The organism is Campylobacter concisus (assembly GCF_050447485.1).
Taxonomy (GTDB): Bacteria; Campylobacterota; Campylobacteria; order Campylobacterales; family Campylobacteraceae; genus Campylobacter_A; species Campylobacter_A concisus_BQ.
The window spans coordinates 589303-611878 of sequence record NZ_JALMFY010000001.1; the positions used below are offsets into that span (position 1 = coordinate 589303).

Genomic DNA, 22576 nt, shown 5'->3' on the forward strand with positions numbered 1-22576 from the left:
GGCGAATTTTATAGCAAAGATAGTGCTTTGTCAAATGAGAATTTTAAAAAGAATTTAGCCTCTGCGTGTTAGAATACGGCTTTAATTATTATTTTAAAGGAACCTTTATGTTTGAAGATAATGCGATCTTAACCACACTAAGCGATAAAGTAAATGACCTCATCACAAAATACGATGAAGTTTGCAGAGTAAATGAAGAGCTACGTAACGAGATCGTAACATTAAAAGCACAAAATGAGGCAAAAACCAACCAAATCATGCGCCTAGAAGAGGATCTGGATAAGAAAAATAGCGAAGCTGATGATGTAATGAAAAAGATCGAAGCCGTCCTTGGTAGATAAGCTAGGCATTTTTGGCATAAAAAATGAAACAGATCACGCTCACCGTATCATCTCGCGACTACACGATAACGCTTGATGATGATTTTGCTGAAATTTTCGAGCGCGACTGGCAGAAATTTATGGGGGGAAAGAAATTTATCGAGCCTCGTGAGCTTATAAACGCCTTTGTCGAAAAAAGCTACGAGAGCTACGCAAATTTGCGCGTCGTAAAGGACGTCACAAAAGAGATAGAAGAGATACTAAAACCGGAAAATAAATGAAAAAAAGAGCTTTTACCCTAATAGAAATTATATTTGTCATCGTCATACTTGGCATTTTAAGTGCTGTTGCGATACCAAAGCTTTTCTTTACTAGAGGCGACGCCATAGTCGCAAACGCAAGAACACAAATAACCGCCATAAAAAGTGGCATCTCACTAAAATACAATGATAGCGTCCTAAAAGGCACTCCAAAGTACCCTGATACGCTTGAGAGCCCAGGAAGTAACCTTTTTCAAAACGTTGTGAGCGTGCCTGTAAAAGACAGCGGCACAAAAAACGGCTGGCATAAAACTGGAGCAACGACTTATACCTTCAAACTAGACGGGCAAATAGCAAATTTCACTTACAAAAACACAACTGGTGAATTTGACTGCGAGAGTAGCGACGGACTTTGCAGCGCTCTTGAGTGATGAGATACTACGAGGTCGTATTTAGCGGGGTAAATTTAGCTGCGCTCACATATAAAAGCGAGCTAGATATTGCGCCATTTCGCGCCGTCACTGCAAAACTTAGAGGCAAAAGCTTAATTGGCTTTATCCTGCGTGAAGTGGATGAGCCAAGCTTTAAAACAAGCTTTATTGATGAAATTTTACCCCTCAAACTAAACGACATCCAAGCAACATTAGCCAAATTTATCGCCTACTACTACACCTGCGAGCTTGGCGTTGCTATAAATTTATTTGAGCCACAAAGTCTTATAGATGATGAAATTTATAGTGGCGCAACCGACTTTAAAGCGCCAAATTTAAGCCAAAAGCAGCAAGAAGCGCTAAATTTTATAAACGAACGAAAAAGCTCGCTCATCTTTGGCGACACGGGAAGTGGCAAAAGCGAAATTTATATAGCAAAGATTAGAGAAATTTTAAACGCAGGCGGCCAAGCTCTATTTTTGATGCCTGAAATTTCACTAACACCGCAGATGCAAAAGCGCCTAGAGAGCTTTTTTGGCGAGGCTGTGGCCGTGTGGCACTCAAAGATCACGCCAAAGAAAAAAGAGCAAATTTTAAAGGAGATTAAAAGTGGTAAGGCAAGGCTAATAGCAGGAGCTAGGTCTGCCCTATTTTTGCCACTTGAGCGGCTAAAACTCATCATCATCGACGAAGAGCACGACGATAGCTACAAAAACACTGGCTCAAAGCCCCACTACAACGCAAGAGACCTAGCCCTCTTTTTAACTAGCAAATTTGACCTGCAAGTGGTACTTGGAAGCGCCACACCAAGCCTTACTAGCTTTTACAAGCAAGAATGTTTTCGCCTAAAGGGGACATATTTTGCGTCGCAAAAGAGCTATATATTTGACGAGAGCGAGACTGGCATAAGCGAAATTTTAAAAGAGCAGATCGCAAAGACGCTTGAAAACAAAAAACAAGCCGTCATCTGCCTGCCAACAAGGGCAAATTTCAAATATCTTGTCTGTAAAAACTGCGGCGAGACAGTGAAGTGTCCATTTTGTAGCATCGGCATGAGCTACTATAAAAAACAAAACGTGCTAAAGTGCCAATACTGCGAGCATAAAATGGCCGTACCAAAGACCTGCCACCAGTGTGGCAGCGAGATGATAGAGGCTAAAAAGATCGGCACGAGCGAGCTTCTTGAGAGGCTGCAAGCTGAGTTTGCAAACGCTAGGATCGCTAAATTTGATAGAGACGAGATCACTACGCAAAATAAGCTCGTAAAGGCTTTGAAGGAATTTAACGACGGCAAGATAGACATCCTGCTTGGCACGCAGATGCTAAGCAAGGGGCATGATTATCACAACGTCGAGCTCGCCGTCATCATGGGCTTTGACGAGCTTTTAAATTTTCCTGATTTTAGAGCTAGAGAGCGGACACTTGCCCTTGCTATGCAAGTAGCTGGAAGAGCCGGCAGAAACGGAGCTGGCAGAGTCATCATCCAAAGCAAGCAAAGGGAGTTTTTCGAAAGCTTCATTAGCGACTACGACGCGTTTTTAAAAGAAGAAATTAATTACCGCGAGGGGCTATATCCGCCATTTACTAGGTTGCTTCGCGTGGTCGTTTCGCACAAAGATGGGAGCATGGCAAGGGACGCAATGAACGAATTTGTGCAAAGGCTAGAGCCACTAAAAGGCGATGAACTAGAGATCGTGGGATATGGCAAATGCCAGATCGAGTATCTTGGTGGCAAATTTAGATATGAAATTCTGCTTCGCTCAAACTCACACACCATGCTTTTAAAGGCCGCAAACCTCTGCAAAAGCGAACTTAGCGATATCGACATAGATCCAGTGAATTTTAGCTAGTGATTAGCTAATCTTGATTATAATCTCATCAAAAATTTAACGGATGCATCAATGCTTTTTAACTCTTACGAATTTATATTTTTATTCTTGCCATTTACATTTTTTATATACTTTTACCTAAATAAAAAGCGTCTTACAGAAGTAGCAAAAGGCTTTTTGGTTCTATCATCTCTATTTTTTTATAGCTGGTGGAATGTCGTTTATCTGCCGCTAATCTTAGGCTCAATGGTGTTTAACTACTGCTTTGGAGTGGAGCTAAATAAAGAAAATAGTAAAATTTCTAAAAAATTTATTCTTATTCTAGGCATTGTGGCAAATTTAATGCTACTTGGATATTTTAAATATTCAGACTTCTTTATAAGCAATCTAAATTTTATCTTTAACACCCAGATACCTCATTTAAATTTACTATTGCCCCTTGCGATATCATTTTTTACCTTTCAGCAAATAGCTTATTTGGTTGATAGTGCTATGGGGGGGGGGTACGAAGCAGTATGACTTTTTAAACTACTGCTTATTTGTTACCTTTTTTCCGCAACTAATCGCCGGTCCGATCGTGCATCACAAAGAGATGATGCCGCAGTTTGCAAATGTTAGAAATAAAATAATCAACTATAAAAATATAGCACTTGGACTATTTATATTTTCGATAGGTCTTTTTAAAAAGGTGGTTATCGCTGATAGTTTTGCTGTTTGGGCAACAAATGGTTTTGACAAGGCGACTGTCTTAAATTTATTTGAAGCATGGGCGACTAGCCTAAGCTATACATTTCAGCTCTACTTTGACTTTAGCGGATACTGCGATATGGCTATCGGTGCGGCACTTCTTTTTAATATCAAGCTTCCAATAAACTTTAACTCACCTTATAAAGCCTTAAATATTCAAGACTTTTGGCGTAGATGGCACATAACGCTAAGCAGGTTTTTAAGAGACTATATCTATATCCCGCTAGGCGGTAACCGCAAAGGCAGGCTACGAACATACGTAAATTTAATGGCGACCTTTATAATAGGTGGTATATGGCACGGGGCTGGCTGGACATTTGTCTTTTGGGGATTTTTGCATGGCGTTGCCTTGGTTATTCACAGAATTTGGAGTGAACTTGGCTTTAAGATGAATAAAATTTTGGCTTGGTTTATAACATTTAACTTCATAAATATTACTTGGGTATTTTTTAGAGCAAAAGATTGGGACGATGCTTTAAAAGTTTTAAAAGGGATGTTTGGGCTGAGTGGTATTGTTTTGCCAAATTTTTTATTAGCAAAGCTTGGGTTTTTAACTAAATATGGAGTTGGATTTGATAACTTTATAGAAAGAGTTGGAGATAAAAATACTCTTTTATTTATAATGCTTGGTTTTATTTTAGTCTTAGCCTTTAAAAACTCTATAGAAAAGATGATTAGTTTTCAGCCAAGCTATCAAAAAATAATTAAGCTTATATTTATACTATTGTTATCTTTTTACTCAATGATAGCTGTAAAAACAGAATTTTTATATTTTAATTTTTAGGATTTTAAATGCTAACAAATAAAAAATTTTCAATAATTATGTTTTTTATATTCCTTTTTACATTTCTTGTCGTGTCAATACCTTCTCTTTTTATTTATGATCTCTTACTGAAAGCTAAGGAAGATACCACAATAGAAAAAATTGTAAAATTTCAGCTAGAAAAAAATGCTATTTATAATCCTTTAGATTTCAATACGCTTCAGTATAAATTAGAATTAATAAAAAACAAAAAACCAGAGATCATAGCCTTAGGCTCATCAAGAGTTATGCAGTTCAGAGAAGAAAGTTTTAATACAAAGTTTATAACAACTGGTGGTGCGATGAATTTTTTAAATGAAGGATATTTCTTCTTAAAAGAAATGACAAAATATCATAGACCTAAAATAATCATTTTAGGTCTAGATTTTTGGTGGTTTAATGAAAATTATTATCAGCCTAGTCTAGTCAATAATTTAGAAGAAAAGAACTCTAATATAAAAGATAAAATAAATCAAATTTTATCTGATATCATTAAAAATGAAATAGACTTTAAAATTTTTAAATATATTTCAAGAGACAAAAATGATATAACAAATTATCAAAATATAGGAATAAGATCATTAGAGTACTCAAATGGTTTTAGAAAAGATGGTTCATATCAATACTCTCAATTTATTTTAGGCGATAAAGAAAATAGTGACATAGGTTTTTCAAATACTTTTAATAGAATAGATAATGGCAATAGGAGATTTGAATATGCCAATCACATCTCTAAAGAAAGAGTTAAAATTTTTGATGAGATTATAAAATTTGCAAAAGATAATGATATAAAATTAATACTCTTTATACCGCCTTTAGCAAACGAAGTTGTTGAAAAGATGAATAGTCTTGGCGATAAATATAACTATGTTTCTGAATTTAGAAAACTCGTAAAAGAGACGAATATAGAAAATTATGACTTTCACGACATGAGAGATTATTATAAGGATAGTTGCGAATTTGTTGATGGTTTTCATGGTGGTGATGTGGCCTATCAAAGGATATTAAAAAAGATGTATGATCAAAACTCAAGCCTATCAAAATACTTAAATATAGAATTAATCAACAAATCAATTAGTGAAAATGCAGGAAAAACTCTAACTATTTTCGACAAGACAAAATACAAAATATATAAAGAGAGAGATTTTTTAGAGCTGGGATGTGTAAAATAAAATTTACACACTAGATTATGTTGCTGGCATATAACAAAAATATTTATAACTATTTTTAACAAATTTATTTAAAAGCCAAGATTTTATATAATCCCCAATAAAATTTAAAGGCAAAATTTTGCAACGATACCCGACAAAACAGATAAAAATTCGCGATGTTTTAATAGGCGGTGACGCACCGATCTCCGTGCAGTCGATGACATTTTCAAAGACAAAGGACGTAAAAGGCACGCTAGAGCAGATACAAAGGCTATATTTTGCAGGCTGTGACATCGTGCGCTGCGCAGTTTTTGACAAAGAGGACGCCAGTGCGCTAAAGCAAATCGTCGCAAGCTCCCCAATCCCAGTCGTTGCAGACATACATTTTAACCACACCTACGCGCTCATCGTTAGCGAATTTGTCGATGCTATCCGCATAAATCCAGGTAACATAGGCTCAGCTAAGAATATAAAAGCAGTCGTTGATGCTTGCAAACAGCGAAATTTACCTATCCGCATAGGCGTAAATTCTGGCTCGCTTGAAAAGCAGTTTGAGGATCGCTACGGCCGCACGGTGGAGGCTATGGTGGAGAGTGCCTTATACAATGTCAAGCTTCTTGAGGATTTTGACTTTACAGACATTAAAATTTCGCTCAAATCAAGCGACGTCGAGCGCACTATGCAAGCTTATAGAGCGCTTCGCCCAAAGACAAACTACCCATTTCATCTAGGTGTAACGGAGGCTGGCACTACTTTTCACGCTACCATAAAATCAGCCATTGCACTTGGAGGGTTACTACTTGAGGGCATCGGCGATACGATGAGGGTTAGCATCACGGGCGAGCTTGAAGAGGAGATCAAAGTCGCAAAGGCGATCTTAAAAGATAGCGGCCGCCAAAAAGAGGGGCTAAACATCATCTCATGCCCAACTTGTGGGCGTTTGCAAGCTGACCTAATGGCAGCAGTAAAGCTAGTAGAAGAAAAGACAAAAGGGATAAAAGAACCGCTAAACGTCTCAGTGATGGGCTGCGTGGTAAATGCGATCGGCGAGGCAAAAGGCGCAGACGTAGCCATAGCATTTGGCAAGGGAAATGGCATGATCATGCGCCACGGCGAAGTGGTCGCAAGGTTGCCTGAGAGCGAGCTTGTGGATAGATTTTTACAAGAGATCGACGACGAGATAAAGAGCAGAGGATAAAGCGGTGGCAAAAGAGAGACTTAACGAGATAGAATTTAGCAACCTTTACGACCTTGATATGGAGCGAGCCATACTAAGCTCGATCATCGCAAATAACGACGCTTTGGGCGAAATTTTTGACACTATAAAGGCTGGGGACTTTTACCTAAAAGCTCACGCTCAAATTTACAAAGCGATGGTTGATTGTCTAAACGGCGACGTGCCTATCGCATCGACATTTATCAAAAACAAGCTTGGCGAAAACTACGACGATAACGTCATGGCAAGCATTTTAGCCACAAACTCGATCATCGACATCCAAAGATACGCAAACGAGCTAAAAGAGAAGTCGATCAAACGAAGCCTAGTAAAGATCGCCCACGACATCCCAAGCAAGGTAAATGAGGACAAAGCTAGCCGCGATATGGTAGATGAGCTAAGTCAGGAGTTTTACTCTCTTGTTGATGGCAGCGGCACTGGCAGCATCAGAGATAGCGAAGATATCATAAAAAGCTTGATCGTGCACATGCAAAAGCAAGCAGCCCTAAATGAGCGCGATATCATCGGACTAAACACCGGCTTTAAAAAACTAAATGAGATGATAAAAGGCTTTAAAAATGGCGATCTCATCATCATCGCAGCGCGCCCTGGCATGGGTAAAACGACGCTTTGTCTAAATTTCATGGGGCACGTTTTAAAAAGTGGCGCTGGCGTCGTCTTTTTCTCACTTGAGATGCCAGCAGAGCAGATCATGATGAGGATGCTAGCAGATAAGACCTCGATCCCACTTCAAGAGATAATGACAGCGACCTTGGACGACGAGAAGCTCGCTCACTTTAGCCACGCATGCAGCGAATTTTCGCATGCCAAGCTCTTCGTGCATGATAGCGGCTACGTAAATATCCACCAAGTAAGGACGCAGCTTCGCAAGCTAAAGTCAGCTCACCCTGAAATTTCACTCTGCGTCATCGACTACATCGGACTTATGATGAGTACAAACAACTTCGCCGACCGCCACATACAAATAGCTGAAATTTCTCGTGGCTTAAAGCTTCTAGCGCGCGAGCTGGATATGCCTATCATCGCACTTTCGCAGCTAAACCGCGGCCTTGAAGCACGTGCGAACAAGCGCCCTATGCTAAGTGACCTAAGAGAGTCAGGTGCGATCGAGCAAGACGCCGACATCATCCTTTTTGTATATAGACACGAGGTCTATCTGGAGCAAGAAGAGAACGAGAAAAAGAGCAAGGCAGCAGCCGAGGGCAAACCTTATCAAAGCGAGCATGTTTTTAACAAGCTTCAAGAAAACGCCGAGATCATCGTTGGCAAAAACAGAAACGGCGAAGTGGGATCCATCGACGTGCTCTTTCAAAAGCAATACTCGCGCTTTAGCGATATCGCCACTACACCAGTGCAATCAACCGAATTTAAAGAGTAAATTTGCCAAAAAGCAGGCGTATATTTTATTTTCTCCTGCTTTGCCTATTTATTTTTTGTATAAATTTAGCGCTTAAATTTCATGAATACAGCGCTTTTATGGAGCTTGGCGAGCAAGATATCACAGGCAAAGTAAGCGTAAATTTCACCAAAGAGAAAAATGGCAAAAAGCGCCAGATAATAAGGATCGATACCTCAAATTTTAGCTTTTACACAACCGCTTCTAAAAAAGATGAGATCGCTCTTTATGACGTAGTGGCGCTTAGCGTTCAGCCAATAGACGTGAGCTTCATGGACTATCTTGGCGGCACATTTTATATGCCAAGCTACGATAGAGCCGTTATCAAAAGAGATGATAGCCTAAGGCAAAAAGCTATAAATTTCATCTCAAGCCAGCACGAAAACGCCAAAATTTCGCAGCTCTACACGGCGCTTTTTCTTGGTACAAATGTCTTTGGCGAGCTAAGAGATGACGTCTCAAACTGGGGCGTGGCGCACCTCATCGCCATTAGCGGCTATCATCTTGGCGTCATAAGCGCGGTTTGCTTTTTTCTTTTAAAGCTCGTTTTTAAGCCCATTTACGCAAGATATATGCCTTACCGCTCATACATTTTTGACTTTACTATTGCCGTATTTTTGGTGCTTTGCTTTTATTTTTACATGATCGGCTTTATAGCAAGCTTTTTACGGGCATTTTTGATGAGCGTGGCTGGCTTTTACATGATCTGCAAAAAGATAAAGATCTTAAATTTCTACACGCTCTTTGGCGTTATTTTATTTAGCGTCGCCCTATTTCCGCAGCTTCTTTTTAGCGTTGGCTTTTATTTTTCATGCCTTGGCGTCTTTTATATATTCGTCTATCTTTTGTATTTTGCGCCTAAATTTAGCCTGTTAGCGAACTCGCTACTTTTAAATTTATATGTCTTTTTTGCGATGGAGGTTGCGGTGCTTTACTTTTTCCCGCTCATTAGCCTCTTGCAGCTTAGCGCGCTAGCTTTAAACTACATATTTAGCATATTTTATCCGCTAAGCTTTTTACTTCACCTCTTTGGATATGGTGGCATTTTTGATGAAATTTTAAGCAAAATGCTAGCTTTTAGACTAAGCTCGGGCAGCCTTCATATAAGCACATTTGTCTTTTTGCTTTATAACGCCATCACACTTTTTTGCGTTAAATTTAAATCCCTAGCCCTACTTCCGCCACTCTTTGGCGTGGTAGCGTTTTTGCTTTTCTTGCTAAATTTTTCGTAGTCAAAGTTTTACTTAAATTTGCCGATATGCTTTTAAATTTAAAGGTGTGGCGATGCAGATAAACTCAAATTTTATAAATTTAAATAAAAACGGCTCTACGGCTACTGACGATGAAAATTTAAAAAGCAAAAATTTGCCAAAACTAGATAAAAGCGCTATTTTGCATGATGCTTCAAATTCAGCTAACGAGGCAAATAATGAGAACGAGAGTAGCGCCGATGTCATAAAAAAGCAGTTAGAAAAACTGCAAAAACAGCTAAAAGAGATCGATAGCGCGATAAAACAGGCAAGTGCCAGCCAAAATCCCTACGCAAAAGAGATAGTGGCGTCGCTTCAGACCCAAAAAGGGTCTATATTTGCCCAGATAATGCAGCTAAACGCCCAGCTTGTAAAGATGCAAGGCGCTTAAAAAGATCAAATTTGATGCTTTAAAAATTCTCTACTTAACTTAAATAGCTCAAATTTGATCTTAAATTTAACCTCACACAGCCTTTACGCCGTAAAATTTCATGATTTTATTGTGAATTAGTAGCGATATATACATTATCGCAGCGCCTAAAATGAGCCTTGTTAGGTTGGCGTCCTTTTGCCAAAAAACTAAATTTACGATGATAGCCGCTGGTATGAGGGCGTTGTTCATGATGGCAAGCACGCCGCTATCGACCTCGCAAGCACCTTTGTTCCACATAAAATACCCTAGCCCACTAGCGACCACGCCAAGCCATAAAAGCACTAAAATTTGTGTTGAAGTAAGTGAAAATTTGGCTGGATTGCCAAGAGCAAGAAGCGCAACGATAGCTACAAAAAATGCACCAAAGTGAAAGTAGCCAAAGACCTTTTTTTGATCGACTTCAAACTTCTCCAAAAGCGCTTTATAGGCACTCTGTCCTGCTCCAAAGCAGATATTTGCCCCTTGCACTAGCAAAAAGCCCTTTAACACGCCCTCATTTATCGCGCCATACTTGATAACAAGCGCGCCAAAGACCGCAACGCCAACGCTAAAGAGATAAAGTGGTCTAAATTTAAAGCTAAACGCATCATATATGAGCGTCACATAAAATGGCGTGAAAATGGTAAAAAGTGCTACTTCTGGCACGCTTAGATACAAAAACGAGTTGTAGTAGCAAAGATACATAAGCCCTATTTGCACCGCTCCGATCGCCATTATGCCAAGGGCGAGCTTGGGGCTGACGCCGCGAAATTTCGTAAATGGTAAAAAAACTAGGCTTGCAAGCGTCACGCGCACAAAAACGGCTAGGTAGCTATCGACCTTGCCCGCTAAAAACTCGCCTATCAAACTAAAGCTAAACGCCCATAAAATGGTCACGAAGATCAGTTTATTCATTCTATCACCACCTCATTTATATTTCTTGCGCACTCAAAAAAGTATTCAAGCTTGTTTAGCTCGAGCAGATCGCCATTTAGGATGAAATTTGCCCTGTCGCTAAAATTTTTCTCGCTCACAAATAAAAACTGCTCAAATTTTACCTTGCCGCTAAGATAGCCATTTAGCAGGTCATTAAAGTCGCTATCAAGGTTATCTTGCTTTAGCGAGTCTAAATTTAGCCTAGCACTTAAGCCCTCTATCACGCCTCTTAGATCCTTTAGCCTAGCCATTATCCTGTTTTCTTCATCACTTAGATCAAGCGCAGCCTTTTGCTCCTCTATGCGCTTAGTTTGGCTTTGCTTGCTGAGGCTTAGGCTATCTGGCAGCTTCCACTCAAACTCCACTCTAGGCTTGTTCGCATCAGCGTATGCCCCAGCCATCTGCGAAGTCGTCCTCTCGCCTTTTTTAAAGCTATTATTATTCACACTTTGCGTATCTTTTAGGTAAATTTTTGGAGCAAATTTACTCTTTTGCTTCTCGTTTTCTTGCTCTTTTATATATTTTTCTTGCTCCATCGCCCCAAGCTTGGCGCTTAGATCATCCTTACTAAAATCAGGCATCACTATCTTTGAGCCAGCATTAAAGCCGATCTCGCCATTTGAGAGCAAATTTATCCTTGAGTTTAGCTCGGCTAGCTTAAGCCCAAGCTCGTCTAGCTCGGCTCTTTTTTTATTTAAGGTGAAATTTATCGCATCAAATTCGCTCTTATCTATCTCGCCATACTCAAACCAAAACTCATTTTCGCTAGCTGCTTTTGCAAAGCTATCTACAAATTTTGTCTCCAAATTTATGAGCGAATTTAGTGCAACGGCGTTAAAATAGACCTTTGCGACCTGAAAAGCAGTGAGATTCATAAGCTCTTCATCTTTGTAAATTTTCTCCACGCCCTTGTGGTCTAAAATTTTATCCGAAGCCTCACTCGCACCGCCGTCAAAGATGAGATACTCGACCTTTGCCGTGATCGATCCAGCCTTTGTCATATACCCGCCCTTTAGCTCGTCAGGCACAAAGGTATATCTGCCATCAAGGGATAAATTTAGCTTGTTGCTCTTATTTTTATTTATATATTCGTTTTTATTAAATTCTTTCAAACTCTCAAGCTTCGCGCTTTGCGCCAGAGCGATGATCTCTAGTAAATTTCCAGCCCAAAGAGGCAAAGCAAAGAGCAAAACCGCCAAAATCTTCTTCAAATTCTCTCCCTTTCATAAAATTTTCTTATAAATTTATCAAGATTATAGACCCAAGCAAAGAGCACTGGCACGACAAGTAGGCTTAGCAAGGTCGAGCTAATTAGCCCAAAGATGATGCTTATAGCCATAGGCGAGTTGGCCTCAAAGCCAGCGCCTCTGCCAAGAGCAAGCGGCAGCATGGCAAACATCATCGCAAAAGTGGTCATCAAAACAGCTCTTAAGCGCTTTTTAGCAGCCATTTTCACAGCTTCATTTGCCTCCATGCCGCTATTTGCAAAGTGATTTGCAAAATCAACCACCAAAATGGCGTTTTTACCGACCATGCCAAAGAGCAAGATGACGCCAACCATGACAAATAGGCTAAATGGATTGCCGCTTATAAAAAGTCCGATCACCACGCCACAAAAGGCAAGCGGCATGGCTAGCATGATGAGAAATGGCAGCAAAAAGCTCTCATAAAGCGCAGCAAGCACCATGTAAATAAGCACCGCACTAGCGCTCACTGTAAATATAAAAGAAGCGTTCGTATCGTCCATCAGCTCGACAAAACCAAGAAATTTATACTTGAAATTTGCTGGCAAAATTTCATCAAGCTTCTTTGAAATTTCATTTGCCACGCTATTTAGCGGAGCGTTGTTTTTGGTATTTGCTAGAAATTTGATCTCATCGGCTCTATTAAACCTTGAAATACTAGCTGGCTTTTGCTCAAAACTAATCGTCGCCACATCGCCAAGTGTGACAAAAAAGCCCTCATTGCTTCTTATCTTGGTCTTTAAGATATCATTTGTATCGCTTCTAAATTTATCATCAAGACGCATGTAAAGCTCATACTCTTTGCCATTTTCGTTTTCAAAAACAGAGACCTCGTTCTGGCTAAATGCGCTATAAACGGCGCTTGCAATGCTGGCTTTATCTAAATTTAGCCTTTTTGCCTTATCTTCATCTATAGAAATTTGCACGCGCTTTAGCAGATCTTCTTCAGGCGAATTTACATCCGTTGCATCATTTATCTCCTTTAGCATCTTGCTGATCTTTGGTACAAATTTCTCTAGATCTTTGCCATTTTCAGATGTTATAGTAAGCTTAACTGGCTGCACATCGCCACCTTCAACAACCGGAAGATCAGCGACAATGACACTCATATCGTCGCTTTTTAGCTTGTCGCGAAACCTCTGCATGATAGCGTTTTGCCGCTCGTGATTAGCTCTATCTTTTAGCTCCTTTAGCCTAACGTAAGCTTTTACAAGATAAGGTTGCTTGGCGTCTGTGTAGCCAAGGATGAAGTAGGCGTAAGCTACCTGAGGATCGGCGTTTATGAGTGAAATTTTATCTTTTAGCCTCTCTTTGCTAGCTTGCAGGCTAAGTGAAGGATCAAGCTTAAAGTATATGTTAAACTCCGAGTTATCCTCACTTGGCATGAAGTCACCACCTACAAATTTAGCCAGTCCAAACGAGCAAACAACGACCACAAGCGTTATGGCTAAAAATATGAGCTTAAATTTAAGCGCTAAAGTCAAAATTTTCTCATAGAAATTTTCAAGCGCTTCAAAAAATGGCTCGCTCTTTATATAAAATTTGCTCTCCTTAGCATCTACAAACCTAGCGCTAAGCGTTGGCACAAGAAATATACTCACAAAAAACGAGATGACGATGCCAGCTGCTACGCTCATCGCAAAGGAGTTAAAGTACTTGCCAACGATGCCGCTCATAAAGGCTATTGGCACAAAGACGCAAAGCAGCACGAGTGAGATCGCAAAGACGCTAAATGCTATCTCTTTTATGCCTGCAAAGCTTGCCTTTAGGGCATTTGGCTCATCTTTTAGCCGGCTAGCGATGTTTTCAGTGACTACTATCGCATCATCGATAAAAATTCCAATACCAAGCGTAAGTGCGATAAGACTTAAGCGGTTGATGTCGTAGCCTAGGGCATTTATGATGAAAAATGTCGCCACGATACTTGTTGGGATCGCCACGACTGAGATGATGGTGATCGAGAAATTTCTTAAAAACAGATATACGATCACGATGGTTAGCAATACGCCAAGGATCATATCAAAGGCGGTTTGATCGATGTGCTTTTGTATCACTTCGCTCTTATCGTAGGCTATTTTTACGTCGTATTCGCTGCCAAGCAGGCTTTTAAACTGATCTAGCTTTGACTTAGCTAGAGCGATAACCGTTAGTGCGTTTGCATCTGGAGCTAGCTCAAGGCCAAGCAAGACGCCACTTTTTTTATCCATTATCGCTGCTTCGTTTGCGTCTTTGTAAGCAAGATCAACACTTGCGATATCTTTTAAAAATACCCCTTGTTTGATCGTTAAATTTCTTATCTCATCTATGCTTTTGGCGCTGAAATTTGACTTGATCGCCATTTGGATTTTTTCATTTTCTATCTTGCCAAGTGGCGCTTTTAGATTTTCAACCTTTATCAAATTTGCCACTTCGTTTGCGCTAAGGGCGTTTTTATCTAGCTTAAATCTATCTAGCAAAATTTTCACCGCTGGCTCTAAAAAGCCATTTGTCTTGACCTTTGAAACGCCGCTAATGCGCTCTAAAAACGGCTTTGCCACGTCATCTATCTCTTGCATGAGCTTAGTTTCATTACCATCAAGCCTTGTGATAAAAAGGCTAAACACTGAAGAAGAAAGCCCATTTAGCTTTTCTATCTCGTAGTTTGCGTTTAACCTTGCTTTTTGCATCTTGTCGCGGACGTCGTTTGTGGCGCTCTCTAGGTCTTTGTTTAGCTCAAATTCGATGCTTACCACGCTTAGGTTGTCAAAGCTAGTTGAGTAAAGCTTTTTTATCCCCTCTATGCTTGAGACCTCGTCCTCGATCTTTTGCGTGATCTTTGTCTTGATGTAGTTCATATCGCCGTTTGCGTAGGTCGTGATCTTAACGATTGGGATATTTACTTGCGGGTATAAATTTACATTCATCGTCTTTAGCGAGTAGATACCAAAGACAACGAGGCTTAAAAATATCATAAGCGTAGTTATGGGGCGGTTTATGGCTGTTTTTATCATTTATTTTCGCCGATTATCACTTTTCCTTGACCAAACATGCCTGGCTTTAGCCCGCTGTCATAAGCCTGGGCGTAAAATTTTCTAGTCTCTCGCTTAATCTCTGGGTAAATTAGCGCGATTTTAACCTCTTTTTCCTCGTTTGTTGCGTCAAGCCTAAATTTAAACGTATCGCCAACTTTTACTAAATTTGCATATTTTTCATCGATCGCTATTAAAATTTTAGCCTCCTCAGAGTTTAGAACGAAGGCTGGCTGAAGCGGCGAAGCACTCTCGCCAAGCTCGACATTTTTACTAGCTATGACGCCATCAAAAGGAGCTTTCAAAAGAGCCTTTTTAAGATGATCATCTGCGTTTAAAATGGCGATCTGGGCGCTCTCTACTCTAAGGGCTGCCTCGTCAAATTTATACTTTACCTCATCAAATTCTTGCTTTGAAGTGACGTCCTTTACTTGGCTAAATTTATTAAAGGTGCTTTTAGCAAATTCTTTGGCATTTTTGGCAAGCGCTAGGTCATTTTTTGCCTTTTTTAGAGCGATCTCAAGGCTCGTTTGATCAAGACTAGCCAAAACGTCACCCTTTTTAACGTGACTTGATACATCTACAAAAATTTTATCCACTTTGCCGCTGCTCTCAAATGCAAGCTTTGAGCTTTGCTTGGCATAGACTTCAAAATCAACAAAAATCTCTTCTGCTGCAAATGAAAAGATGCAAAATATCATTAAAATTATCAGCTTTTTCAATCCCTAATCCTCTCTAAAATGCTCTCCCCGCTCTCAAAAAAATACTCCGCCTTTTTGATCTCTAGCTCGTCTTTCGCCCCCTCAAAAAGGCTAATAGCGTCAAATTTTTGCGAGAGTGCTTCAAGCAAGTCGCTATATCCCAAAAGTCCTGAGCTATACTTCTCATAGCTCGCTCTAAGCGCAAGTTCGCTTGCTTTTACATACTCATTTAGCGAAGCGATCTTTGAACTAAGAGTTGCGATCTCGTTTTGTAAATTTTTAAGTTTAATCTCGTTTTCACGCTTTTTATACTCTAAATTTAGCCTCGCTTCATCAAGCGCGATCTTGCTAGCTTGGCTCATCTTGCTAGTGGCAAAAAAGTCAAAAATTTTCCACCTAAAGCTAACGCCAAATTTATTGCCGTGAGTATCCTCTTTTAGATATTTATCAAGATATGGGCGGTAGGCGCTATACTTGCCAAGGTCGATGTCGTAGTTATTTTTGTAAAATCCATAAGTGTCATAAAGCATGATTTGAGGCAAAAAGCCAGCTCGTGTCTCGCTAATCTTAGCCTCGCTTAAAGATATATCTTGATTTAGCCTGTCAAGCTCAGCGTTTTTTGAAGCTAAATTTGAGCCAATCTCAGCCATTTTTGCCCCGCTAAGTGGAGAAATTTGCTCGCCTGTTAGCAAACTTATCTCATTTAAAATTTGCTCCATTTTATTTTTATATTCAAGCTCCGCGCTGTTTGCCAAGTGGTATTTTGCCCGCACATTTTCTAGCTCGTCTTTTGGGGCAAGCCCTGCAATGTTTGCCTTTTCAAGCTTGTCTAAAACGCCTTTTAAGAAATTTGCCTGAGCGTTTTTGGCAGCTATTATATTTTCAAGTGCGCAGGCGTTAAAATATAAATTTACAGCCTTAAAAGCAAGGTAGTTTTTGGCTTCATCGTTTGCGATGGCGGCTTTATTCTTTAAAAGCTGGCTCATCTTTAGCCTAGCCTCTCTCGCCCCGCCGTCGTATAGTAGAAAATCGATCCTAGCTAGCACGCCAGCTGACTCTTTAGCGACTATGCTTGGGAAAGTGCTTGCGTTTTTACCGTATGAGCCCTCTAAACTAAGACTTGGCAAATAGGCGCTTGATGTCGCTTCGTCATTTAAATTTGCTCTTTTTAGCTCAAGCTCTTTGATCTTTGAAATTTCATTTTGAGTAGCCTTGTTCGCTATCTCGCTTAAATTTGATCCAAAGAGCGCCAAAGGCAAAAGTGCTAATAAAATTTTTTTCATCAGTGAAAGCTCTTTACAAGGTTTCCTATTAGTAAATTCCAGCCGTCTACCAGCACGAAGATGAGTAGCTTAAATGGCAGCGAGATCATGACAGGAGGCAGCATCATCATACCCATCGCCATCAAAACGGAGCTTACGACCATGTCGATGACAAGAAATGGCAGATAGAGCAAAAATGCTATCTCAAAAGATGTCTTTAGCTCGCTTATCATAAAGGCTGACATCGCGATGCTTAGCGGGATATCCTCGATATTTGCTGGATTTTGCAAATTTCTTATCCTAAAAAATAGCGCCAGATCCTTCTCTCTAGTGTTTTTAACCATAAATTCTTTAAATGGCTTTAAGCTCTTATCAAGCATCTCCTCATAGCCTATCTGCTCGGCTATATAAGGCTTTATGCCCTCATCGTAGCTTCTTTGACCAACTGGCTCCATAATGAAAAATGTAAGCACCATCGCAAGCGAGATAAGCACCGTTGAAGGTGGCACTTGTTGCGTGCCCATCGCTTGACGCAAAAATGAAAATACAATGACAAGGCGCAAAAAGCTCGTCATCATAAAGATGAGTGAAGGAGCAAGAGCAAGAGCAGTGAGGATTAGTAAAACATTTAGTGAATTTACAAGCTGCTCGGCATTTTGCGGTGAATTTAGGCTTAAATTTATCGTTGGTAACGCAGGATCAGCGCCAAAAACCACACAAAACAAAACCGCTAAACTAAGCAGTGCTTTCACGACTAATTCCTCGTATCAAGGATACTTTTCTTAGTAGCCTCTTTATTTTTTGGCTCGAGTGAGACGAAGTGAATTTCCACTCTATTGTTTTTGGTTCTGCCCTCGTCTGTGCTGTTGCTAGCGATCGGATCAAAAGAGGCTCTGCCAGAAGTGATAAGCCTCTCTTGTGGCACGCCATCGCTAACTAGCTCTTCAAGCACGCTTAGCGCCCTTGCAGTAGAGAGCTGCCAATTGTTTTTGTATATAGAGTCTTTGTTTGGATTTGTATTATCAGTGTATCCGATGATATCTGTTTTTACCTCATTTGGCATTTTGGCTATGATCATGCCTATTCGCTTTAAAAAGAGCTTCGCATCCTCGCCAGAAATTTCAGCGCTATCTTTGTCAAAGAGCATCGCAGCTGGAAGCCTAACGATAAAGCCATCCTCGCTCTCCTCCATCGTGATCTCAGGTGCCCCACTAGCCGTTAGTAGCTCATTTATCTTTTTAACAGTCGAAGTCACCTCATTTTGAGCGCCTTTTTGAGCTTTTGGCTTTGGAGTGCGTCTGCTTTCAGGATCTGTCTCTTTTTCTACCTGACTATCTGGTCTTGCGCCACCCTCTAGTACGCTTAGCGCACCAGCTAGTGAGCCAACAGCAGCCTCCATCTTTTTAGCATCCATTGTCGCCATAGAAAGGAGCAAAACGAAAAAGCAAAGTAGGAGCGACATAAGGTCACCAAAGGCAGCCAGCCACTCAGGCATACACTTTGGACACTCTTCTGGTTTTATTAATTTACCCATTATTCAAACTGACTTTTTCTATCTTTTGGAGGTAAAAATGCTAAAAGCTTAGCCTCAAGCGTTCTTGGGTTATCCCCTGCTTGTATCGCCATGATACCCTCTAAAATGACTTGCTTCTCAAGTGCCTCATCAGCATCGCGGATCGAGAGGATATTTGCAACAGGTGAGCCGATGATGTTACCTATCATCGCACCATAAAGTGTCGTAAGCAAAGCAACCGCCATAGATGGACCGATCGCACTAGGATCTGACATGTTAAGAAGCATCGCAACAAGGCCGATCAGCGTACCGATCATACCCATCGCACCCGCAAAACCGCCGACTTGCTCGAAAATTTTGATGTTATTTGCATGCCTTGTGCTGGTTTGATCAATATCGATCTCCAAAAGCGCTCTGATCGCATCTGGCTCATTGCCATCGACCGCCATTGAAAGGCCTTTTTTTAAAAACTGATTTGATTCATTATTTACTTCGCTCTCAAGTGCTAAGATGCCATCTCGCCTAGCTTTGGTTGAGTAATCAACTACTTTTTTTATAGTCTCAGGTAAATTTACAACAACTGATGGCTTAACAGCAACACCATAAAATTTACCAACACCTTTAAGCGTCTCCATCTTGAAGCCAACCATCATAACGCCGATAGTACCACCAAAAACGATCATCACAGAAGGGATATCGATGTATGGTCCTATACCAACGCCTATCGCCATTGATCCAAACAAAAGCACCAGGGTCAAAACCCAGCCGACGACGGTTCCTAAATCCATTTAAACTCGCTTTATTTATAAATTCTTAAGAATTGCTATTTTATTAGCTTTTTGTTGAAACAATCGTTAAATTAAAAAAAATGTTTGCCATTTTTTGCTACAATCTGCGAAATTTTTAACGTTAAAAGGCTTAAAAATGAACAATAATACTTCAATCATAATCCTAGCTGCTGGTCTTGGCACCAGGATGAAATCAAAACACCCAAAAGTCCTATTTGAGCTATGCGGCGAGCCAATGATCATTCACATCTTAAAGCAAGCTTATGCTATCACAAATGACGTTAGTGTCGTGCTTCACTACGAAAAAGAGTTAATTAGCAAAAAGATAAAAGAAATTTTCCCTCAAACTAAAATTTTCGAGCAAGATCTAGCAAATTTCCCAGGCACTGCTGGCGCGATAAAAGGCGTAAATTTAAACGGTGAAAAGGTGCTTGTCACTTGCGGCGACATGCCACTTGTTAGATCAACTGACCTTATGCGTCTAGCAAATGCCGAAGCAGACGTGGTTATGAGCTCATTTGAAGCGGCAAATCCTTTTGGCTACGGCAGAGTCATCATAAAAAACGGCAAAGTCGAGGCCATCGTCGAGCAAAAAGATGCGAGCGAAGCACAACTTGCGATAAAAAGCGTAAATGCTGGCTGCTACTGCTTTAAACGCGAGGCGCTAGAGCAAATTTTACCGCTCATAAGCAACCAAAACGCACAAAAAGAGTACTACCTAACTGACGCCATCAAAATAGCAAATGAAAAGGGCTTAAAGTGCGTCGCAGTAAATGTAAATGAGCAAAATTTCATGGGTATAAATGATAAATTTCAGCTAAGCATCGCCGAAAAAATCATGCAAGATGAGATCAAGCAAAATTTGATGAAAGCTGGCGTTTTGATGCGCATGCCTGAGAGCATTTTCATAGATAGCAGGGCTAAATTTGAAGGCGAGTGCGTGCTAGAAGAAAACGTAAGCATCCTTGGCGAGTGCGTCATCACTGAGAGCATCATCAAAAGCTCTTCGGTGATAGAAAGCAGCGTCATCAAAAACTCAGACATCGGCCCACTAGCTCATATAAGGCCAAATTCTGAAATTTCTGACACACACATAGGGAATTTCGTCGAGGTTAAAAAAGGCGTTCTTAGCGGCGTAAAAGCTGGACATCTAAGCTACCTTGGTGACTGCGAGATAGAAAGTGGCACAAACATCGGTTGTGGCACGATCACATGCAACTACGACGGCAAGGCAAAATACAAAACCAAGATCGGCAAAAACGTCTTTGTTGGCTCAGATACGCAGCTAGTCGCCCCTGTAAATATCGCTGATAACGTCATCATTGCAGCTGGCAGCACCATCACAAAAGACGTTGAGAGTGGCGCTCTAGCTATCAGCAGGGGTCGCCAAGAGAACAAAAGCGGCTTTTTTGAGAAATTCTTTGGCAAAGACGATGTTAAAAAATAAGAAAATTTTACTTGCCGTTTGCGGCAGTATCGCATTTTATAAAGCTTACGAAATTTTATCGCTGCTTAAAAAGCAAGGCGCTGATGTTTATGTGGCTTTAAGCGACGGAGCGCTTGAATTTTGCAGCGTAAGCGGCTTTGAAGCGCTAAGCGAGCATAAAATTTTAAGCTCACAAACGCAAAACTGGCAAGATGGTGTAAATCACATAGCCTACTCTAAAATGGATCTAGTCCTCATCGCACCTGCCTCGGTAAATACGATAAATAAGCTAACAGCTGGCATCTGTGACAATGTCTTCATGCAAACGCTAATCGCCGCCTCACACGTGCCTTTGGTTGTCGCCCCAGCTGCAAATAACAATATGATCGAGCACTTCGCGACGCAAAATTCGCTTGAAATTTTAAAGAAGAACGGCGCTTTAGTGGTTGAGCCAGTGCTTAAAACTCTAGCTTGTGGCGACGTTGGCAAGGGCGCTTTAGCAAGTCCTGAAGTGATAGTAGAAGCTGCCATAAAAAGGCTTAGCAGGCCACTTTTTGCTGGCAAAAAAGTAGTCATCACAGGCGGAGCGACAACCGAAAAGATAGATGATGTTAGAGCCATTACAAATTTCTCAAGCGGCAAGATGGCAAGAGCCTTGGCTAGAGCCTTTTACTACGCAGATGCGGAGGTAAAACTGCTTGCTAGTTTTGAAACTGCAAACGAGCCGTTTGATAGCCTTAAGTTTAGCTCAAGTAGCGAGCTTTTAGAGCTTTGCAAGAGTGAGTGCAAGGGGGCAAATTTACTTGTAATGTGCGCTGCGGTGAGTGATTTTGTACCAACAAAGATAGATGGCAAGATAAAAAAAGAGGACGTTGGCGAAAGCTTAAATTTAAGCCTAAAGAAAAACGTCGATATTTTGCAAAGCTTAAAAGAGCTTAAATGCAAAAAGATCGGCTTTAAGCTTGAAATTTCAAGCGAGAGCGCTCTTAAAAGTGCTAGATCGATGCTAGAAAAAAAAGGGCTTGATGCAGTTTGTCTAAATATTTTAGGCGAGAAAAATGGCTTTGCAAGCGAGAAAAACGAGGTAAATTTCATTACAAAAAATAGTGAAATTTTATTGCCGCTTGCCTCAAAAGACGAGATCGCAGGGCGTATCGTGGAGCTAGCAGCAAATTTATGATAGAGCAAATCTCACGCGTCCAAAAGATAGCAAATAACAGCCAAGCTCCGCTAGTAGCGATAAATTCGTCCTTGCCACTTAGCATTTTGGTGAGCCAAAAGGTCGGCTTTAACAGATACATCTTAAATTTCGCAAATAGAAATTTAAACACAAAAAGCGTAAAAGAGCTAAACGTGGGCTCAAGATACTGGGGCGAGGTGCATAGTCAGGGCGAAAACATCGTCATAAAAAATTTATACGAAAAACCAAAAATTTTAGATGAGGACGTTTTGGCTGACGGGCTAAATTTGATAGAAAATTTGGTAAAAAACGAGAATTTATCGTGGCTTTACAGCTATTTATTTAAAAACTTAAGCGAAGTTAAAACAAAAGATGAGATGAGAGTGCTAGCAAGAATGCTCTTTGCTCTACAAGAAAACGTCGTGCATATACCATTTGCGTATAGCGGTACAAACGGCATTTTCCAGCTTAAAAAAGAGGCAAATGAGATGAGAGTTTTTCTTGTTTTTTCAAATTTTGCGCCGCTTATTTTTAAATTTAAAGATGAAAATTTGTGTGAGATCGCAACTCCATTTAGCAACGTCGCGAGCTTGCTAAAAAGCGAATTTGGCACCGCAGTTGTGGTGCAAAACGTAAGCGCTCTTTGGAGTAAAAAAGAGCAGATAATTGACTTTAAAGGCTAG

At 40.5% G+C, this 22576-nt stretch carries 20 protein-coding genes and 1 pseudogene; 13 read left to right on the top strand and 8 right to left on the bottom strand.

The window, feature by feature from the left end; genetic code table 11:
• Positions 1-107: 107 nt before the first annotated feature.
• From MTT29_RS03010 to MTT29_RS03055, 10 genes and pseudogenes are all read left to right on the top strand, one after another.
• Positions 108-341, top strand: a complete 234-nt coding sequence (locus tag MTT29_RS03010; RefSeq protein WP_002940382.1) for a hypothetical protein — start codon at positions 108-110, stop codon at positions 339-341.
• A 23-nt stretch (positions 342-364) separates the two neighbouring features.
• On the top strand, positions 365-601 hold the full coding sequence (locus MTT29_RS03015; RefSeq protein ID WP_429799721.1) for a hypothetical protein: 237 nt from the start codon (positions 365-367) through the stop codon (positions 599-601).
• On the top strand, positions 598-1011 hold the full coding sequence (locus MTT29_RS03020; protein WP_429799722.1) for a type II secretion system protein: 414 nt from the start codon (positions 598-600) through the stop codon (positions 1009-1011). The genes MTT29_RS03015 and MTT29_RS03020 overlap by 4 nt, the downstream gene beginning before the upstream one ends.
• The gene (locus MTT29_RS03025) at positions 1011-2861 is read left to right on the top strand and encodes a primosomal protein N' (protein WP_429799723.1); all 1851 of its coding nucleotides are present in this window, start codon (positions 1011-1013) and stop codon (positions 2859-2861) included. The genes MTT29_RS03020 and MTT29_RS03025 overlap by 1 nt, the downstream gene beginning before the upstream one ends.
• A gap of 51 nt (positions 2862-2912) precedes the next feature.
• Positions 2913-4371 (top strand): annotated as a pseudogene (locus tag MTT29_RS03030) (MBOAT family O-acyltransferase).
• A gap of 8 nt (positions 4372-4379) precedes the next feature.
• On the top strand, positions 4380-5561 hold the full coding sequence (locus MTT29_RS03035; protein WP_429799724.1) for a hypothetical protein: 1182 nt from the start codon (positions 4380-4382) through the stop codon (positions 5559-5561).
• Positions 5562-5679: 118 nt separating this feature from the next.
• Positions 5680-6738, top strand: coding sequence for a flavodoxin-dependent (E)-4-hydroxy-3-methylbut-2-enyl-diphosphate synthase (ispG, locus tag MTT29_RS03040; protein ID WP_429799725.1), 1059 nt, complete (start codon positions 5680-5682; stop codon positions 6736-6738).
• A 4-nt stretch (positions 6739-6742) separates the two neighbouring features.
• Complete coding sequence (locus MTT29_RS03045; protein WP_429799726.1) at positions 6743-8155, top strand: replicative DNA helicase; 1413 nt, start codon at positions 6743-6745, stop codon at positions 8153-8155.
• Between the two features lie 2 nt (positions 8156-8157).
• Complete coding sequence (locus MTT29_RS03050) at positions 8158-9405, top strand: ComEC/Rec2 family competence protein (protein ID WP_429799727.1); 1248 nt, start codon at positions 8158-8160, stop codon at positions 9403-9405.
• Between the two features lie 52 nt (positions 9406-9457).
• Positions 9458-9814 (top strand): hypothetical protein, encoded by a 357-nt coding sequence (locus tag MTT29_RS03055; RefSeq protein WP_429799728.1) that lies wholly within the window; start codon positions 9458-9460, stop codon positions 9812-9814.
• A gap of 72 nt (positions 9815-9886) precedes the next feature.
• On the opposite strand, the gene MTT29_RS03060 is transcribed toward MTT29_RS03055, so the two are convergent.
• From MTT29_RS03060 to MTT29_RS03095, 8 genes are read right to left on the bottom strand one after another with little or no spacing between them, the layout of a single operon-like run.
• Complete coding sequence (locus MTT29_RS03060) at positions 9887-10750, bottom strand: EamA family transporter (RefSeq protein ID WP_429799729.1); 864 nt, start codon at positions 10748-10750, stop codon at positions 9887-9889.
• Positions 10747-11982, bottom strand: a complete 1236-nt coding sequence (locus tag MTT29_RS03065; protein ID WP_429799730.1) for a TolC family protein — start codon at positions 11980-11982, stop codon at positions 10747-10749. The genes MTT29_RS03060 and MTT29_RS03065 overlap by 4 nt, the downstream gene beginning before the upstream one ends.
• Complete coding sequence (locus MTT29_RS03070) at positions 11979-15005, bottom strand: efflux RND transporter permease subunit (protein ID WP_429799731.1); 3027 nt, start codon at positions 15003-15005, stop codon at positions 11979-11981. The genes MTT29_RS03065 and MTT29_RS03070 overlap by 4 nt, the downstream gene beginning before the upstream one ends.
• Positions 15002-15745: an efflux RND transporter periplasmic adaptor subunit gene (locus MTT29_RS03075; protein ID WP_429799732.1), complete on the bottom strand. Its 744-nt coding sequence runs from the start codon at positions 15743-15745 to the stop codon at positions 15002-15004. Before MTT29_RS03075 ends, MTT29_RS03070 begins: the two co-directional genes overlap by 4 nt.
• A complete protein-coding gene (locus MTT29_RS03080; RefSeq protein WP_429799733.1) occupies positions 15742-17007 on the bottom strand; it encodes a TolC family protein in 1266 nt (421 codons plus the stop codon). The genes MTT29_RS03075 and MTT29_RS03080 overlap by 4 nt, the downstream gene beginning before the upstream one ends.
• A complete protein-coding gene (gene fliP / locus MTT29_RS03085) occupies positions 17007-17729 on the bottom strand; it encodes a flagellar type III secretion system pore protein FliP (RefSeq protein WP_196779718.1) in 723 nt (240 codons plus the stop codon). Before fliP ends, MTT29_RS03080 begins: the two co-directional genes overlap by 1 nt.
• Positions 17730-17740: 11 nt before the next feature.
• Positions 17741-18520 carry a flagellar motor protein MotB gene (locus MTT29_RS03090; RefSeq protein WP_429799734.1) on the bottom strand — a complete coding sequence of 260 codons (780 nt, stop codon included), beginning with the start codon at positions 18518-18520 and terminating at the stop codon, positions 17741-17743.
• Positions 18520-19287, bottom strand: a complete 768-nt coding sequence (locus MTT29_RS03095) for a motility protein A (protein ID WP_004318159.1) — start codon at positions 19285-19287, stop codon at positions 18520-18522. Before MTT29_RS03095 ends, MTT29_RS03090 begins: the two co-directional genes overlap by 1 nt.
• 136 nt (positions 19288-19423) lie before the next feature.
• Between MTT29_RS03095 and glmU the strand changes: the two genes are divergently transcribed.
• The 3 genes from glmU to MTT29_RS03110 are packed head-to-tail and all read left to right on the top strand — an operon-like array spanning position 19424 to position 22576.
• Positions 19424-20734: a bifunctional UDP-N-acetylglucosamine diphosphorylase/glucosamine-1-phosphate N-acetyltransferase GlmU gene (gene glmU, locus MTT29_RS03100; RefSeq protein WP_103608796.1), complete on the top strand. Its 1311-nt coding sequence runs from the start codon at positions 19424-19426 to the stop codon at positions 20732-20734.
• A complete protein-coding gene (gene coaBC / locus MTT29_RS03105) occupies positions 20721-21893 on the top strand; it encodes a bifunctional phosphopantothenoylcysteine decarboxylase/phosphopantothenate--cysteine ligase CoaBC (protein WP_429800449.1) in 1173 nt (390 codons plus the stop codon). The genes glmU and coaBC overlap by 14 nt, the downstream gene beginning before the upstream one ends.
• Positions 21890-22576 carry a hypothetical protein gene (locus tag MTT29_RS03110; protein ID WP_429799735.1) on the top strand — a complete coding sequence of 229 codons (687 nt, stop codon included), beginning with the start codon at positions 21890-21892 and terminating at the stop codon, positions 22574-22576. Before coaBC ends, MTT29_RS03110 begins: the two co-directional genes overlap by 4 nt.

What these genes read in the sequence shown, in the direction of transcription:
- MTT29_RS03060 (WP_429799729.1), bottom strand. Translation starts at nt 10,750, where the DNA reads ATGAATAAACTGATCTTCGTGACCATTTTATGGGCGTTTAGCTTTAGT.
- MTT29_RS03020 (WP_429799722.1), top strand. Translation starts at nt 598, where the DNA reads ATGAAAAAAAGAGCTTTTACCCTAATAGAAATTATATTTGTCATCGTC.
- glmU (WP_103608796.1), top strand. Translation starts at nt 19,424, where the DNA reads ATGAACAATAATACTTCAATCATAATCCTAGCTGCTGGTCTTGGCACC.
- MTT29_RS03015 (WP_429799721.1), top strand. Translation starts at nt 365, where the DNA reads ATGAAACAGATCACGCTCACCGTATCATCTCGCGACTACACGATAACG.
- MTT29_RS03010 (WP_002940382.1), top strand. Translation starts at nt 108, where the DNA reads ATGTTTGAAGATAATGCGATCTTAACCACACTAAGCGATAAAGTAAAT.
- MTT29_RS03090 (WP_429799734.1), bottom strand. Translation starts at nt 18,520, where the DNA reads ATGGGTAAATTAATAAAACCAGAAGAGTGTCCAAAGTGTATGCCTGAG.
- MTT29_RS03095 (WP_004318159.1), bottom strand. Translation starts at nt 19,287, where the DNA reads ATGGATTTAGGAACCGTCGTCGGCTGGGTTTTGACCCTGGTGCTTTTG.
- MTT29_RS03055 (WP_429799728.1), top strand. Translation starts at nt 9,458, where the DNA reads ATGCAGATAAACTCAAATTTTATAAATTTAAATAAAAACGGCTCTACG.
- MTT29_RS03035 (WP_429799724.1), top strand. Translation starts at nt 4,380, where the DNA reads ATGCTAACAAATAAAAAATTTTCAATAATTATGTTTTTTATATTCCTT.
- coaBC (WP_429800449.1), top strand. Translation starts at nt 20,721, where the DNA reads ATGTTAAAAAATAAGAAAATTTTACTTGCCGTTTGCGGCAGTATCGCA.
- MTT29_RS03025 (WP_429799723.1), top strand. Translation starts at nt 1,011, where the DNA reads ATGAGATACTACGAGGTCGTATTTAGCGGGGTAAATTTAGCTGCGCTC.
- MTT29_RS03110 (WP_429799735.1), top strand. Translation starts at nt 21,890, where the DNA reads ATGATAGAGCAAATCTCACGCGTCCAAAAGATAGCAAATAACAGCCAA.
- MTT29_RS03070 (WP_429799731.1), bottom strand. Translation starts at nt 15,005, where the DNA reads ATGATAAAAACAGCCATAAACCGCCCCATAACTACGCTTATGATATTT.
- MTT29_RS03080 (WP_429799733.1), bottom strand. Translation starts at nt 17,007, where the DNA reads ATGAAAAAAATTTTATTAGCACTTTTGCCTTTGGCGCTCTTTGGATCA.